The organism is uncultured Campylobacter sp., assembly GCF_938045225.1.
GTDB lineage: Bacteria > Campylobacterota > Campylobacteria > Campylobacterales > Campylobacteraceae > Campylobacter_A.
In genome coordinates this window covers 1-15,170 of record NZ_CALINL010000032.1, presented here as the reverse complement: position 1 = coordinate 15,170, position 15,170 = coordinate 1, and the positions used below count along the sequence as shown (strand labels likewise).

15 protein-coding genes are annotated in these 15,170 nt (G+C 42.1%); 13 read left to right on the top strand and 2 right to left on the bottom strand.

Annotation, left to right across the window (positions count from 1 at the left end):
* Window positions 1-783, bottom strand: a 783-nt coding sequence (locus Q0200_RS02040; RefSeq protein ID WP_297937135.1) for a TPM domain-containing protein, incomplete at its 3' end; no start/stop codon positions are given.
* An 18-nt stretch (window positions 784-801) separates the two neighbouring features.
* Entirely contained in the window at window positions 802-1,395 is a 594-nt protein-coding gene (locus Q0200_RS02035) for a LemA family protein (RefSeq protein ID WP_297937133.1), read from the bottom strand.
* A gap of 136 nt (window positions 1,396-1,531) precedes the next feature.
* Here Q0200_RS02035 and Q0200_RS02030 point away from each other — a divergent pair, with 136 nt between their 5' ends.
* The 13 genes from Q0200_RS02030 to Q0200_RS01970 form a co-directional block, all read left to right on the top strand.
* Window positions 1,532-2,992, top strand: coding sequence for a vesicular transport factor Uso1p (locus tag Q0200_RS02030; protein ID WP_297937131.1), 1,461 nt, complete (start codon window positions 1,532-1,534; stop codon window positions 2,990-2,992).
* Entirely contained in the window at window positions 2,989-3,684 is a 696-nt protein-coding gene (locus Q0200_RS02025; protein ID WP_297937129.1) for a methyltransferase, read from the top strand. The genes Q0200_RS02030 and Q0200_RS02025 overlap by 4 nt, the downstream gene beginning before the upstream one ends.
* On the top strand, window positions 3,681-4,058 hold the full coding sequence (locus Q0200_RS02020; RefSeq protein WP_297937127.1) for a YkgJ family cysteine cluster protein: 378 nt from the start codon (window positions 3,681-3,683) through the stop codon (window positions 4,056-4,058). The genes Q0200_RS02025 and Q0200_RS02020 overlap by 4 nt, the downstream gene beginning before the upstream one ends.
* Entirely contained in the window at window positions 4,034-5,299 is a 1,266-nt protein-coding gene (locus tag Q0200_RS02015; protein ID WP_297937125.1) for a hypothetical protein, read from the top strand. Before Q0200_RS02020 ends, Q0200_RS02015 begins: the two co-directional genes overlap by 25 nt.
* The gene (trpC, locus tag Q0200_RS02010; protein WP_297937123.1) at window positions 5,296-6,081 is read left to right on the top strand and encodes an indole-3-glycerol phosphate synthase TrpC; all 786 of its coding nucleotides are present in this window, start codon (window positions 5,296-5,298) and stop codon (window positions 6,079-6,081) included. The genes Q0200_RS02015 and trpC overlap by 4 nt, the downstream gene beginning before the upstream one ends.
* 1 nt (window position 6,082) lies before the next feature.
* Entirely contained in the window at window positions 6,083-6,673 is a 591-nt protein-coding gene (locus Q0200_RS02005; protein WP_297937121.1) for a JAB domain-containing protein, read from the top strand.
* Window positions 6,674-6,842: 169 nt separating this feature from the next.
* A complete protein-coding gene (locus tag Q0200_RS02000) occupies window positions 6,843-7,880 on the top strand; it encodes a rod shape-determining protein (protein ID WP_297937119.1) in 1,038 nt (345 codons plus the stop codon).
* A gap of 1 nt (window position 7,881) precedes the next feature.
* Window positions 7,882-8,799 carry a rod shape-determining protein MreC gene (mreC, locus tag Q0200_RS01995; protein ID WP_295232062.1) on the top strand — a complete coding sequence of 306 codons (918 nt, stop codon included), beginning with the start codon at window positions 7,882-7,884 and terminating at the stop codon, window positions 8,797-8,799.
* Window positions 8,796-9,287, top strand: a complete 492-nt coding sequence (gene mreD / locus Q0200_RS01990) for a rod shape-determining protein MreD (protein WP_297937116.1) — start codon at window positions 8,796-8,798, stop codon at window positions 9,285-9,287. The genes mreC and mreD overlap by 4 nt, the downstream gene beginning before the upstream one ends.
* Before the next feature lie 23 nt (window positions 9,288-9,310).
* A complete protein-coding gene (gene mrdA / locus Q0200_RS01985) occupies window positions 9,311-11,233 on the top strand; it encodes a penicillin-binding protein 2 (protein ID WP_287539254.1) in 1,923 nt (640 codons plus the stop codon).
* Window position 11,234: 1 nt separating this feature from the next.
* Window positions 11,235-12,158: a P-loop NTPase gene (locus tag Q0200_RS01980; RefSeq protein ID WP_297937114.1), complete on the top strand. Its 924-nt coding sequence runs from the start codon at window positions 11,235-11,237 to the stop codon at window positions 12,156-12,158.
* Between the two features lie 8 nt (window positions 12,159-12,166).
* Window positions 12,167-13,270, top strand: coding sequence for a rod shape-determining protein RodA (rodA, locus tag Q0200_RS01975; protein ID WP_297937112.1), 1,104 nt, complete (start codon window positions 12,167-12,169; stop codon window positions 13,268-13,270).
* A gap of 57 nt (window positions 13,271-13,327) precedes the next feature.
* On the top strand, window positions 13,328-15,170 hold a 1,843-nt coding region (locus tag Q0200_RS01970), incomplete at its 3' end, for a TIGR03960 family B12-binding radical SAM protein (RefSeq protein WP_297937110.1).

Below are 15,170 nucleotides of genomic sequence, written 5' to 3'. Positions count from 1 at the left end.
GTAAAAAAGTAGCACGAAAAAAACGAGCAAGACCCCGCCTCTAACAAGCAGATCCTCGACGCCAAACGCACCCGCGACTACGGCTGAGATAAAGCCCGATAACGTCGCGCTAGCCCCGATTCGCAGAGCTGCCGCGCCAAAAATAGCCGAAGCAAATACCATCAACATGCCCGCTACTATCCCGTAGGCTTCCACGGGCATCTCGTCTTGCTTTTCTATCTCCTCCTTAACCCCCTCATCCCCGTCAAGCAATGCGATTATCTTTTGTATGCCTATGTTTATACCGTTTTGGATATCGCCCTTTTTAAACTCTGGGATTATGTAGTAGTTTATGATACTACTACTAAGAGCGTCTGTTAGAGTACCTTCTAGGCCGTATCCTACCTCTATGCGTACTTGTTTGTCGTTTGGAGCTACTACTAATACTACTCCGTTATCTTTACCTTTTTGTCCTATGCCCCAATGTCTAGCTAGTTCTATGGAGTACTCTTCTATTTGAGCGTTACCTAGAGATTCTATGGTAGCTACTACGACTTGATTAGTGGTGTTGTTTTCATGAGTAGCTAGTAATGTTTCTAGTTCGTCTTTTGTGCTCTGGCTTAGTACTCTTGCCTGATCTACTACCCTGCCCGTTAAGGCAGGGAAAGCGGGAGCCTTTTTATCTAAAATTTGGCTCATAGCCTCTTTAGCGGAGGCATTTTGCTCCGCCGCAAACAAATTTGTCGCAAAAAGCCCCAAAACTAGCGTAAAAACGCAAAATAAAGTAAATAAAATGCGTTTCATTTTTGTGCCTTGGTTGGGTTATTTGGCGAAGGATACGTCCGGTGCGCTTTGTTCGGCTTCGCTTGCTTCAAACGTCACGCGCGGTTTGAGCTCTGGATAAAAAATCGCGGCTATAAACTTATCCGGTATCTTGCGAAGGGCGATGTTATAGTCCTTGACCGCTGCGATATAGTCCTTTCTAGCGACCGCGATGCGATTTTCCGTACCTTCAAGCTGACTTTGAAGGGAGAGGAAATTTTGATCGGCTTTTAACTGCGGATAGTTCTCGGTGATTGCCATTAGCCTAGATAACGCGCCGCCTAGAGTTTTTTGAGCGTTTTCAAACTCTTTTAGCTTAGCGGGATCGTCTAACGAGCTAACGTCGATCGTCATCTGAGAGGCCTTGCTTCTAGCTTCGGTTACTTCTTTAAACACGCTCTCCTCGTGGCTGGCATAGCCCTGAACCGTTTTTACTAAATTTGGGATAAGATCGGCGCGGCGTTTGTATTGGTTTTGCACCTGAGCCCACTTTTCCTTGACCGTTTCGTCAAGTACGGGGAAGGCATTAACGTACTTAAGGGCGATACCGCCGATGATACCTAGGATAACTAGAAAAGCGACTAGATTTTTCATGAGTGCTCCTTGAAAATATTTTCTATCTCCATTATACATCTAAATACATTTAAAAGTAATAATTTTTAAATGTATTTTACATTGTGTTAAACACATACCTAAAATTTTTCCTAAAAATAAAAATTTAGAGCAAAATTTGACTTCGCTTCGTAGCGAGATCAAAACTCTAAAAGCCGAGCTTGAAAAAAAGCAGAGTGAATTTGACAAATCAAGCGCTAAAACGCAAAACGAGAGCCAAAATGCACTAAAACGGCTCGAAGCTCAAAACGACGAGCTAAAAAGCGAAGCGCTATCTAGTAAGGCTAAATTTGAAAGCGAACTAAGAACGGCAAACGAAGAGACTGCAAAACTAAAGAGCGAAAATGCTAGGCTCGCAAACGAGCTAGGCCTAAAAGATAGCGAGATAAAAAGGATCGCTAGCGAATACAACGCTCAGGCTCTAAATGCTCAAAATTTATCTAAAAATAGGATCGCCGCCCTAGAAAAAGAACAAGACGCGGACAAGAAAAAAATAAGCGAGCTTGAAGTGAGCCTTGAAAACGCAAACAAAAAAGCCGAGTCAAAAGCTAAACTAAAAGCGATAAACGATGAGCTAAATGCGACAAACAAAGAGTTAGCCGCAAAGCTCGAGAAAGAAAAACAAGGATTTGCAAAAGAGATTGAACAAAACGAGGCTATATATAAAACCGAGCTTGAAAAGCTAAAAAATCAGATTAAAAACGAGCGCCAAGAAACCGAGCAAAACGTGGCGGAACTAAAGAGTAAAATTTATGAACTAGAAAATCAAATTTTGCAAAAAGATAGCTCGCTGCAAAGTGCGGAGGCTAAGGTTGCCGAGCTAAACGAGTCCCTGGGCGTTCAAAAAGAGTTGCTGGCAGACGAGATCGCCGCGAGCAAAAAAAATATCCAAAACTATAAAATTTTAAACAACAAAATCACGACTTTAGTTGAAAACGACATCAAAACAGCCAAGGAAAATAAAGAGCGACTAGACGCTTTAAATGAGCTTTTGACGCAAAAAAACGCAGAGCTCGCGACTCTAAGAAAACAGATACAAGACGGAGCTAAAGATCTAAGCGACACGAAGGAAAATTTAGCTAAAACAAGTACGCAAAAAAACATCGCAAAGGGCGAAGTGGCGCAGATACTAACCAAAAATGAAGAGCTGATGAGCGAAAATGAAAATCTAAAAAAGATCATCCAGCTAAATTTTAGAGCCGAAGTGCCTAAAAAGGTAGTTTTCATCGCATCCGTCGAGTGTTCTGATATGAGCGCAGGCTCAGACAGACCGACGCAAGTTTGCAAAAATAAAGTAAGCGACTTTTTGCAGAATTATAATTCAAATTATTATTTTGAAATCACGCCGATAGTTAGCCGCGGTAACTTTATCGCAACGTCAAAAGCGGCAAAAGTGATCCCGCAAGACGAACTTGAAAAAATCGACTCATACGCAAATTTCGGTATCGGCAAGGAGCGCGCCAAGGTTGCCGGCGAGATGATAAAAGATGAATTCGGCGACTTTTCGCGCATATCGTACAGCAATGACATCATCACCTCTCAGGATAAGCAAGGATTTATCATCAAGGTATATAGATGATAATCACTCAGCCCAAAAATGGCTACCGCTACAACAGCGATACGATGTTTTTGTATGACTTTATCCGTGAGGGCGGAGTGCGCGGCGAGGTGCTAGAGGTTGGCTGCGGTAGCGGTATTTTGGGGCTACTTTTAAAGCGCGATTTTCCCAAAATTTCGCTTAGCTTGCTTGATATTTTAGAAGCTAACGTAAATTTAGCCGGCGCAAACGCTAGCCAAAACAGACTTGAAGCCGAGTTCATAACGGCTGATTTTGCTAAATTTAAGAGCGAAAAAAGATATGATCTCATCGTCTCAAACCCGCCTTTTTATCACGACGGCGCGAAAAAAAGCGAAAACGAACACCTTCGCACCGCTAGATATAGCGAAAATTTACCTCTTAGTAAGCTTGCGGGTAGCGCAAATTCGCTCCTAAAGCCGCGCGGAGTTTTTAGCTTTTGCTACGACGCTAAGCGTATATCTGAAATTTTGCTTTGTTTGAGCGAGTTTAAATTTACGCTTACTAGGCTTTGCTTAGTGTATCCAAAAGCGGACGGCGCGGCAAATTTGGCCCTAATCGAGGCTAAAAAAAGCTCAAAATCCTTGACTCAAATTTTACCGCCGATTTTTGTTTTTGAAGGCGGCGTTTATAGTAAAAAGGCGGTTGAAATTTTCGCTACTGCAAATACGCAAAGCAAGGACGCGGCGGAGTGAGTTTGCTAAGACGAAGCGGCTTTGGTTATGAATTTGACGCTAGCAAGTGCGAGCTGTGCGGCGGTAAATGCTGCACCGGCGAGAGCGGCTATATATGGATAAGCTCGGCAGAAATTTCAGCGCTAGCGGAGCATCTAAAAATGAGAGAAGACGAGTTTAGATCACGATTTTTGGATAAATTCGGATATAAATTTAGCCTCAAAGAAAAGCCCTACGACGGTGGATTTGCGTGCGTATTTTTTGACGAAACGGCAAAAAACTGCTCGGTTTACGACTTTCGACCGAGCCAGTGCCGCACCTTTCCGTTTTGGGACTATTTTAAGGATAAAATCAATGAATTGGAGAAAGAATGCGCGGGAATAAGGCGATTTTAAAATTTATATTGGCGGCCTTGCTTGTTTGTTTTGCTACCGCCAAAGACGGCTTTGACGAGAATTTATACGTTATCAAGGCGCTTTTGGCGGTGGAAAACGCCAAACACGACGAGGCGACCGAGCTTTACGAGCAGCTTTACGAAAAAACTAAAAACACGGACTATCTAAAAGAGGCGCTCAGGCTCGCGTTTTTTTCTAAAAACGTAAATTTTAAAAGCATTTTAGCGCTCAGCCAAAAGGTGCTAAAAGACGACGTGGACGTGCTTCGTATACAGGGCGCAAATTTGATGAGCGAAAACAAACTAGACGAAGCCGCAAAGATAATGAAAGATCTCGTCAAAAAAGAGGACGTCTCTAAAAACCATGTCATGCTCTCTGCCGTCTACTCGATGCAAAACGATAACAAAGCCGCTCTGGGCGAGCTAGAGCGCGCGTACGAGCTGGATAGGAGCGTGGAAAATCTACTGCGAATAGTCGATCTTTTATACAATAAAATGAACGACAAAAAAGAGGCGATCAGGCAGCTAGAGAGCTCGCGCCGTATCGACGGCTGCGAGGTCGAGACTTGCACGGCGCTAGTAGATATCTACGCACAGGACGGCCGCTACTCAGATATGATCGATGTTTACGAGGGTCTTTTTGAAACAACGAAAGAAAAAATCTATCTCGAAAAAGCGCTCGGCGTCTATGTTTTTCAAAAAAACTACGACGCGGCGATCAAATTTTTACAAAAATACTCATATAACGACGATGCTTTGATGGATCTTTACGCCGCGACGGGGGATTTTGCCAAGGCATACAAAAAGGCGCAGGAGGCTTTCGATAAGAGCTTTAATCTCGAATATCAAGCCAAAATGGCGATATATCAGTACGAAAGAGATACGGATAAACAAACCAAAAAGATAGATAAAGATAGCCTCAAACAAGTGATCGCCAACTTTGAAAAATCGGCCGTAAAACTAAATAATGCACTATATCTAAACTACTACGGCTACCTACTCATCGACCACGATATAGACGCGAAAAAGGGAATAGATCTGGTAAATAAAGCCCTCGAGCTAGAGCCGGGATCCGTGTTTTATCTAGACTCGCTAGCGTGGGGATACTATAAGCTAGGCGAGTGCAAAAAGGCCGACGAGATAATGCAACAAGTCCTGCACGACGAGGAATTTGTAAATTCGCCCGAGGGCAAAGAGCATATAAACGCTATCAAAGAGTGCTTAAAAAAGGGTAAAAGATGATACTAGATCAAATAATCAAGCAAGCCAAAGAAGACTTGGCTTTGCGAAAATCGCAAACGCCTTTTAAAAAACTACAAGAGCTCGCGGCGAAAAATCCGCGCGAGATAAAAGACGCGGTAAAGGCGCTAAAAAGCAGCGCAGACGAGCCGTATCGCATCATCGCCGAGGTTAAAAAAGCAAGCCCTAGCAAGGGGCTAATAAGGCCAAATTTTGCGCCCGTAGAGATAGCAAAAGAGTATGAAAAAGGCGGCGCAAACGCTATCTCGGTTCTAACCGAGCCGCATTTTTTTAAAGGAGATTTGGAGTATTTGGCGGCCATCAGGCAGGCAAGCTCGCTGCCACTACTTCGCAAGGATTTTATCGTAGACGAGTATCAAATTTTAGAGGCGCTCATTTACGGAGCCGATTTTATCCTACTTATAGCGAAGGCTCTTGGTGCCGATGAGCTAAAGCGGCTACTTGATTACGCGCGCTCTTTGGGGCTTGAGGCCTTGGTCGAGACGCACGACGAGGAGGATGTAGAAAAGTCAAATTTCGCGCGCGCAAAGATAGTTGGGGTAAATCACCGAAATTTAAGTACGTTTGAGATGGATATGAGTCTTTGCGAGAAGCTGTTTTCTAAAATCAAAAACGCAAGCGTCATAGTCGCAGAAAGCGGCATCTACGAGCACTCGCAGCTAAAAGAGCTACACGCGCAAGGAGCCGACGCGTTTTTGATAGGCGAGCATTTTATGAGGCAAGAGGACTTGGCAAAAGCCGTAAAAACCGTAAAGGAGGGCTGAGATGGAGCACATTTGCGCGCCGTGGAGGAGCGAATATTTCGGTAAAAAGGAGCAGGGTTGCGTCTTTTGCAACGTCGTAAATCATCCGGAAAAAGACGCGCAGACTGGCGTTTTGTTTCGCGCAAAGCGGTGTTTTGGCATCATGAATCTCTACCCGTATACGCCTGGGCACTTTATGGTGATACCTTACGTGCATACCGATAATATCGAAAGCCTAGACGAGCAAACGTGGTCTGAGATGAGCGCCTACGTGCGCGAGGGCGTGAAAATTTTAAAACGCGAGCTAAATGCGGCAGCTATGTTAACGTCTCGGAATAAGTTGATTCAGTTAGAACATATTTCGAATGGAGGTTTAGTATCTAGCCTCGTAGAGCAGCGAGCTGTTTTTAAGAAGGCCATAGCTTGTAATGCGGCAGCCATTATCTTAATACATAATCATCCATCTGGCGATAGCCGGCCTAGTGACGAAGATATACGGCTTACCAAGTTATTTGTCAGTGCAGGTCAGTTTATGGGAATACCGGTGTTAGATCATATTATCATTGGTGATAATGAATTCACTAGCCTTAGTGAAATAGGTAAACTTAGTTAGAAAATGCACACATTAATAGTAAAAGCACTCATAATAATGAGTTCACTCTTTCTGATTTATTCAGTGAAGGGATGTATACATTATTATAGGAGTGCTTTTTCTATTCAATAGATAAAGTCGTATTATATGTGGTAAAATGGAATGATGATGTAATGAAGGAGATTTTACTATGAGTTCCATTTTACCTACTCTAGGAAAAGATGTAAGTATAGATATTGGTTCCATACAAACGCGCCTCATGGGGGGGACGCGAGGGACTGTTATAAGCGAACCATCGATTATAGCAACTGATACAAAACAAGAAAAAGTAGTAGCCGTTGGGGATGAAGCGGCACGTCTTGTATTGCGTATGCCCGATATGTGGCGCCCTTTAACACCTTTAAAAGATGGATTTATTGTGGACTATCGAGTTATGCACACGATGCTTAACTATTTTCTGAATAAAGTGTCTAATGCATTGCGCCGTGCTCGAGTTCTTGTTGGTGTTCCTTGTGGGATGACCGACGTTGAGCAAAGAGCGATGATGGATGCTGTTATTCAGGCGGGAGCACGCGAAGTATTTCTTATCGAACGACCTGTCGCTGCAGCCATTGGTTGCGGTGCACCTATCTTTGAAGCTCGTGGATCTATGGTCATTGATATTGGTGGTGGCACTGTCGATATGGGCATTGTTTCATTGGGCGGCATTGTAGATAGTAAAACCATACGCTTCGGTGGCTCAGATATCAATAATGCATTGCTACGCTATGTACGTGAGTGTTTTGGGGTTATCGTTTCTGAAGAAATTATAGAAGATATTAAACATACAGTAGGGACTGCTATGGCACCTTTAGAAGATGCGGAATATGCCTTTCAAGGCCGTGATATGATGAATGGCTTAGGCAGACGTTGTGTTATTCATCAGTCAGAGGTATATCAAGTTGTAAATGACTGTATTGCTGGCCTTTTAGATGAAGTGAAACAAATGATTCGTTCCGCTGAACCTGAGATTGTAGCAGATATTATGCAATATGGAATATATCTTACTGGTGGTACTGCGCAATTGTCGGGTTTGGCTGAGCGTATTGGGGGCGAGTTAGGTGTGCCTGTTCATGTTCCAGATGCACCCGACACAAAAGTCGTTGTGGGCCTTAACGGGGCTTCATCTGACTTGGTGAGCTTATCACGTTTTATTGTGAATTCTAAAAATAGAAAGGGCCAAGACTAATATGATACAGTCAGATAAAAAGTTAATTATCGTTGTTGTCATTAGCTGTATCCTATTAGCGTTGCTCGGATTTGCATGGAAACAACGAACTAGTATTCCTTTTGTTACTGTCACTCTTGAAGGTATTACAACACCATTTGCTTATGGATCTGCCCGTTTGCTTGACGGTGTACAAACCGGTTTTACAGTGCTCAATAATGCTATTTCTGCAACTATTGAAAGTGATGAGGCAGCATCTCGCAAGGCTGCATTAGAACAAAAGGTTGTTAACTATGATGAAGTAGTAGCAGAAAATATTCGACTTCGTCAATTGCTCAACTATAAGAGCAATCATCCGGAATTCTCCATGACTTTAGCCGGCATTATTACAAAGGATTACGGCACATGGACAAATACTTTCACTATCGATAAGGGTAGTGAAGAAGGGATGGCTGTCAATATGGCTGTCGTTGTGCCAAGTGGGGTAGTTGGTTTTATTACCGATGTATACCCTCACTCTTCTCGAGTACAAACCATTCTTGACCCACGTAGTGCAATCGGTGTTATTGTACAACGTCCTGAATCTCGCCTATCTGGAGTCGTAAAAGGTAATGGTGACTCACCTCGTACGCCATTAATGGTAAATATTGCCCGTGATGGTGATGTATTAGTAGGGGATAAATTAATCACCTCTGGGTATGGTGGTATCTATCCTAAAGGATTGCCTGTTGGTAATGTACAGTCCATCGAAAATGATACAGAAGGTTTTGTAAAGAATGCCGTAATTACACCAAGTGTGGACTTCTATCGTTTAGAAGAGGTGTTTGTCCTTACATCATCTTCCGTAAGTGCACCACCAAAACCAGGGCTTGAGCCTAAACTGGTACCTCAAACACAACGGGATCAAGTTGAAGGGGCAAAGGGGGCCGTTAAACCATGATGCGTCTAGCTTTAGTCCTCTGTGGATTCTTAATTTACTTTATACAGGCCCAATTATTGCCTGCTATTTTTCATACGAATTGGTTACCAAATTTAATTTTGACCATCATTGTTATGGTCACACTATTTAAAGGTCGTTATATGGGTCTGATGGCAGCTGTTATAGGTGGTATTGTACATGATGTATTGATATCTAACTTCTTTGGGCTCCATTTATTCCCTTACGTTCTTGTGGTTTACCTATTATCCGCAGTGAAACATCGACTCTATGAAGAACGTTGGTATTGGTCCAGTGCTATTGTAGCCATTTGTACATTGCTTGATGGATTTATCCGCAGCTTAATGATATTGGCCAGTGGCGGGGATTTACATATAGGATTATATATGTGGCATATGGTTATACCGGTACTATTTTGGAACGGTCTATTGGCTGCCATCGTACATGGATTATTGTGGCGTAAGGACGAACAGCAAGATTATATTTGGTAATAAATTAGTAAGGGGGTGAAAGAGTGCTTGAAGGCCTCTATAAACGAAGAAAAACGAGTCGCTTTGATGTACTCTTTTACATTGTAGCGGGCATATTTATAGTGTTAGCATTGCGTTTGTTTATGCTACAAATCTTGGCTGGTGGCTATTATCAAGCCAAGGCGGAAGGCAACCGATTGCGCATGGTACCGATGACTGCAGCACGAGGCGTTATGTATGATCGTAATGGTCAAATTCTTGTAGGCTCTCGACCTGCCTATACTATATCTATCATGCCTACCGGAAAGGCTTTGGATGATGGTGAAGTTGCTAAATTGGCAGCTTTATTAAAAATGAAGCCTGAAGATATTACAAAGAAGGTTAATGATCACAAGTATGGTTATGAGCCAATACGTATTGCTAATGATATTTCTATGGACGTAGTGACAACCATTGAAGAGCATCGTCATGAATTACCAGGGGTAACCATTGATGTTGAGCCACTTCGATACTATCCATATGAAACGATGGCTTCTCAATTATTTGGTTATGTTGGTGAAGTGAGTGAAGAGGAATTAGAAGAGCTAAAACAGCAAGACCCTAATACACTGGTAAGTGGCGGTACTATTTTAGGGCGTTCTGGTCTCGAAAAATTATATGATTCTATCTTGCGTGGTACTGATGGTGGTAAACAAGTTGAGGTAGATGCTACAGGTCGTCCTGTGGCTGAGGTAGATAGAAAACATACAGTGCCAGGTGCTAATATTCATTTAACCATTGATGTAAATCTTCAAAAGGCCGCTGAAGAGGCTGTTAAGAATCAGCTCAATCAATTGCGTGCGCAAGGGATTCCAGCACAAGGGGCAGCAGTGGTGGCCATGGACCCTAATACAGGAGCTATTTTAGCTATGGTCAGTGCGCCTGAATTTAATCCAAACTGGTTTTCTAAAGGGATTACAACTGCTCAATGGAATCAGCTGAATAATGATAAAAATCATCCATTTGATAATAAGGTTATTTCTGGTGAATATCCTCCAGGATCACCATTTAAGATTATTACTGGTACAGCAGCGTTAGATCTTAAAAAGGTCACTCCTGAAGAGATGATCTTTGACAGTGGTAAGCACTGGTTGATCGATAAGCGAAATGCAGAAGGTGAAGCCTTAGGATGGCTTAACTTTAATAGAGCGCTTGCTAAGTCAGATAACGTTTACTTCTATGAAATGGGTAATCGCGTTGGTATAGAAAATCTCGATAAATATGCTGCTTATTTTGGCATTGGTGAAAAGACTGGTATTAATTTACCAGGTGAGGCGTCTGGCATTATGGCAAGCCCTGAGTATAAACGAAAAGTATATGATGAAGATTGGTACTTAGGTGAAACCTTCGATGCTGCTATTGGTCAATCTTTTACCTTAGTTACGCCATTGCAAATGGCTGTTTTGCTCAGCGAAGTAGCTAATGGTGGCATTAAATATAAACCTTATGTGGTAAGCCGTATTGATAATAAAGATGGCACTCCGAAAGAGATTTTCGGGCCTGATAAATTAGGTATTCTACCAGTTCCCAAAAATATTATGGACCTTATTCGAGAAGGTTTGCGTGATGTTACAAACGAAGGTGGTACAGCAGGGGACTTATTTAAAGGCTTCCCAATTAATGTAGCTGGTAAGACTGGTACTGCGGAAAACGCACATGGCCGGGATCATGGTTGGTTTGTAGCCTATGCACCATATGATAAGCCCCAAATTGTTGTGGTTGCACTTGTTGAACAAGGTAGCTTTGGTGCGGGCTCTGCAGGTCCAATCGTACGAGATGTGTTAGCTGCATATTTCAATGTGCCATTAAATAAAAAAACGAATGACACAAATACTAAAAGTAATAAAGATAGTGCAACTGTAGGGAATACGTCTAATGGGCAGAAACCTCAGAATGCAGTAACAAGTGGGCAACCAAGAAAGGATTAGTATGGGCGAAATCATTGGTGTTGTATCCGGTAAGGGTGGCGTAGGTAAAACGACTGTCACTGCATGCTTGGGTGCAGCCTTAAGTCATGCAGGGCACCGCGTATTGCTCTGTGATGGGGACTTTGGATTGCGCGATTTGGATCTCGTGTTAGGCGTGGCAGATGAAATTATCTATGATGCACTTGATGCGAGTGAAGATAAAGAATATACAGATGATGCTATTGTATCAATTGCAGAAAATCTAGATTTCTTACCGGCTAGTCAAAGTGCACGTTGGGAAGATATAGGTCGAAAGAAGTATAAGAAATTAGTTCGTCGGCTTTGTGATGAATATGACTATATTTTGATCGATGCACCAGCAGGGATTGGTAAGGGCATTGAGTCAATTTTAGATCTTGTGAGTCGTTGTATCGTTGTGACACATCCATTGTGGGTATCCTTGCGCAATGGGGCGCGTATGATTCAAGTGTGTCAAGAACATAATATTCGCGACTTTGCTATTGCCTTTAATGCAGTGCCTGTAGATAGTGAAGACATAGATTTATATGATATGTTGGAAGTCCTTCGCGCCGAGTATGTAGGGGCTATGATTCCTTATGACGAAGATATCCTAACATATACACAAGATGGTCATTTGTTAGACCTTGCTTCTCATGAGTTTCGTAATGTATTAGCACCTCTTGTAGACTATGTTGTAACAGGTGATTGTTGGGAAGATTATGATGTACAAAAACAATTTGATGCCTATGTAACTAAGAAAAAAGCGGCTAAAGAAGAAGCATGTACACCGACTCTTGCTTCAGCTGGTGAGTCTATCTTTGGGGATTCAAATACTGTTTTGTATATTAATCGCGGTGGATGGACTACTCAGCGTTTATTAGTGCAAGGTAAGCAAAGTTTATGGCGCCGTCGTAAATTGAAATAGGTGATATGATGTGGCGGAAACTATGGAATGATAGCGACTGGGCTATTATCATATGTACTTTTCTACTAGTTTGCATTGGCTTAGCAGCTATTGGCAGTGCAACTCATGTTAATCAAGAGCCTATTGGATTTGGTAGTTTAGTAGTAAAGCAACTTATATTTTTCCTTGCTAATGCAGCTGTTGTGATAGGCATGCAATTCCTTAACTATCATCGATTAAAGGATTGGGGCAATATCATTTATGGCATTACTCTTTTGATGTTAATTGCTGTTATGGCTGTTGGTACATCTGCATTGGGTGCTCAACGGTGGATTCAATTGGGTCCTATTACCATTCAGCCATCAGAATTTTCTAAATTATTGATGATTATCTGTATGGCCAAAATGCTAGAGCCCCGTATTGGCAAGTTAGATACATTTAAGTCTTTAATAATGCCTGTATTATATGTTGGGGTGCCTATTGCGCTTGTATTCTTACAACCTGACTTAGGTACATCTCTTGTGTACATTGCCATTTTTGTGGGGATGCTATTTATCTCTGGCATTAAAACTAGACTCATAAAAATCATTGCGGGCACTGGTTTATTATTGATGCCTTTAGGCTGGTTTGTACTGAAAGAATACCAAAAACAACGTATTCTCGTATTTTTAAATCCAGATATTGATCCCTTTGGATCTGGTTATCATATTATTCAATCTAAGATTGCCATTGGTTCTGGTTTGATTTTTGGTAAGGGACTCTTCAATGGTACTCAAAGTCAGTTGAACTTCTTACCAGAAAACCATACGGATTTTATTTTCTCCGTTATTGGTGAAGAATTTGGCTTTGTAGGTTGTATCATAGTATTATTATTACTCTTTATGCTTATTTATCGCAGCATTAAAGTGGCGTATATGTGTAATGATAATTTTGGTATGTTATTAGCTACAGGTATTGCCACCATGTTTACCTTTGAGGTACTCGTAAACGTAGGTATGACAATTGGTATTATGCCTGTTACTGGTATTCCATTGCCATTCCTTAGTTATGGTGTTAGTGCATTGACTACGAATATGTTGAGTATCGGTATTTTGTTAAATATCGCAATGCAACGGACGAAATATATTTTTTAAATAACCTATATATAGGATTGATTGTGAAAGAAGTCTTTCAGAAAAGACGGAGGATGTATGATTCAATTAGATACGTCATGGTTACAACATGTCCAAAAGCCTGCTCGTTATACGGGCGGCGAATATAACAGTATCGTAAAAGATCACAGCACTGTTGATGTAACAATGGCATTAGCTTTTCCAGATGTATACGAAGTGGCCATGAGCCATTTGGGTATCAAAATTTTATATGGTCTTGTAAACCGTCGTGATGATGCAGCAGCGGAACGTGTGTTTGCACCGTGGCACGATATGGAAGAGGAGATGCGCAAGCGCAACATTCCTTTATTTTCTTTGGAAACTCGTACGCCTATTAAAGACTTTGATGTACTAGCCTTTACGCTTCAATATGAGATGAGCTTTACTAATATCTTGAATATGCTCGATTTGGCTGGCATTCCTATGTACGCTAAAGATCGTGATATGGATTTCCCGTTACTCGTATGTGGTGGTCCATGTGCATTTAATGTAGAGCCTATTGCAGATTTCTTTGATATTGTATCTCTTGGTGAATCCGAAGAATGGGGCGATGAATTTATCGACCTCTATAAAGCTGAAAAAGCAAAAGGTTTCCCCGGTGGTAAAGAGGCGTTTTTGCGTAAAGTGGCTCAAATTCCTGGTACCTATTGTCCTGCATTATATGATGTGGAATATACAGAGCAAGGTGATTTTAAATCTATTACACCTCGCTTTGAAGATGTACCGGCAGCTGTAGAGAAACGCATCGTAGAAGATGTAGAAAATGTGTTCTACCCTACAAAACCTGTAGTGCCATTCTTGGATATCGTGCATGACCGGGCAGTATTAGAACTGTTCCGCGGCTGTACACGGGGTTGTCGTTTCTGTCAGGCTGGTATGTTATACCGTCCTGTTCGTGAAAAGACACCAGAACGTTTGTTACAAATCGCTAAGGACACGATTGCCAATACTGGGTATAATGAAATCTCCTTGATGAGCTTAAGCTCTGCGGACTACTCTAAATTGCCTGAGCTAGTAGACATGCTCATGGAAGAGTTCAAAGACAAACAAGTGAGCGTAAGCTTGCCATCCTTGCGTATCGATAGTTTCTCCATTGATATTGCGAAAAAGGTGCAACAAGTGCGTAAGAGTGGTCTTACGTTTGCTCCTGAAGCCGGTACACAACGTATGCGCGATGTTATTAACAAAGGCGTTAGCGAAGAAGACTTATTGGCAGCGTGTACAAATGCCTTTAAATCTGGTTGGAATACAGTTAAGCTGTACTTTATGATGGGCCTTCCTACTGAAACAGATGAAGATCTCGCAGGTATTGCTAATTTGGCCTATAAGGTGCTTGATTTACATCGTGACATTACAGGTAAACGCAATGGTTCTGTCACTGTCAGCGTATCCTTCTTCGTCCCAAAAACACATTCTCCGTACCAATGGTATGGTCAACAAGATGTAGAGGAAATTCATCGTAAACAACGTTACTTGAAGTCTCTCATCAATAATCGCAATATTTCCTATCATTACCATGATGGTTATACTGGTTACATGGAGGCAGCCTTTGCTCGTGGGGACCGTAGATTATCTAACGTTCTCGTAAAAGCCTGGGAAGCGGGTTGTAAATTCGATGGCTGGACTGAGTTCTTCAACTATGAAACTTGGTTGAAAGCCTTCGCTGATTGTGGTTTGGACCCAGCCTATTATGCGCGCCGCACACGTGACTTTGATGAGCCATTACCTTGGGATCATCTAGACTGTACGGTAAGTAAAGCATTCCTAAAACGCGAGTGGGAACAAGCGGTAGAAGCAAATCTTACAGGCGATTGCCGTCGTGCTTCGTGTAAGGGCTGTAATGTATGTCCAGAGCTTGATACAGCTATTATTGACTATAAGG

Excerpts from the sequence above, each read along its gene's own strand:
- mreD (WP_297937116.1), top strand. The coding sequence starts at position 8,796 with ATGATGCGTCTAGCTTTAGTCCTCTGTGGATTCTTAATTTACTTTATA.
- trpC (WP_297937123.1), top strand. The coding sequence starts at position 5,296 with ATGATACTAGATCAAATAATCAAGCAAGCCAAAGAAGACTTGGCTTTG.
- Q0200_RS02025 (WP_297937129.1), top strand. The coding sequence starts at position 2,989 with ATGATAATCACTCAGCCCAAAAATGGCTACCGCTACAACAGCGATACG.
- Q0200_RS02035 (WP_297937133.1), bottom strand. The coding sequence starts at position 1,395 with ATGAAAAATCTAGTCGCTTTTCTAGTTATCCTAGGTATCATCGGCGGT.
- rodA (WP_297937112.1), top strand. The coding sequence starts at position 12,167 with ATGTGGCGGAAACTATGGAATGATAGCGACTGGGCTATTATCATATGT.
- Q0200_RS02005 (WP_297937121.1), top strand. The coding sequence starts at position 6,083 with ATGGAGCACATTTGCGCGCCGTGGAGGAGCGAATATTTCGGTAAAAAG.
- Q0200_RS02000 (WP_297937119.1), top strand. The coding sequence starts at position 6,843 with ATGAGTTCCATTTTACCTACTCTAGGAAAAGATGTAAGTATAGATATT.
- Q0200_RS02015 (WP_297937125.1), top strand. The coding sequence starts at position 4,034 with ATGCGCGGGAATAAGGCGATTTTAAAATTTATATTGGCGGCCTTGCTT.
- mreC (WP_295232062.1), top strand. The coding sequence starts at position 7,882 with ATGATACAGTCAGATAAAAAGTTAATTATCGTTGTTGTCATTAGCTGT.
- Q0200_RS01980 (WP_297937114.1), top strand. The coding sequence starts at position 11,235 with ATGGGCGAAATCATTGGTGTTGTATCCGGTAAGGGTGGCGTAGGTAAA.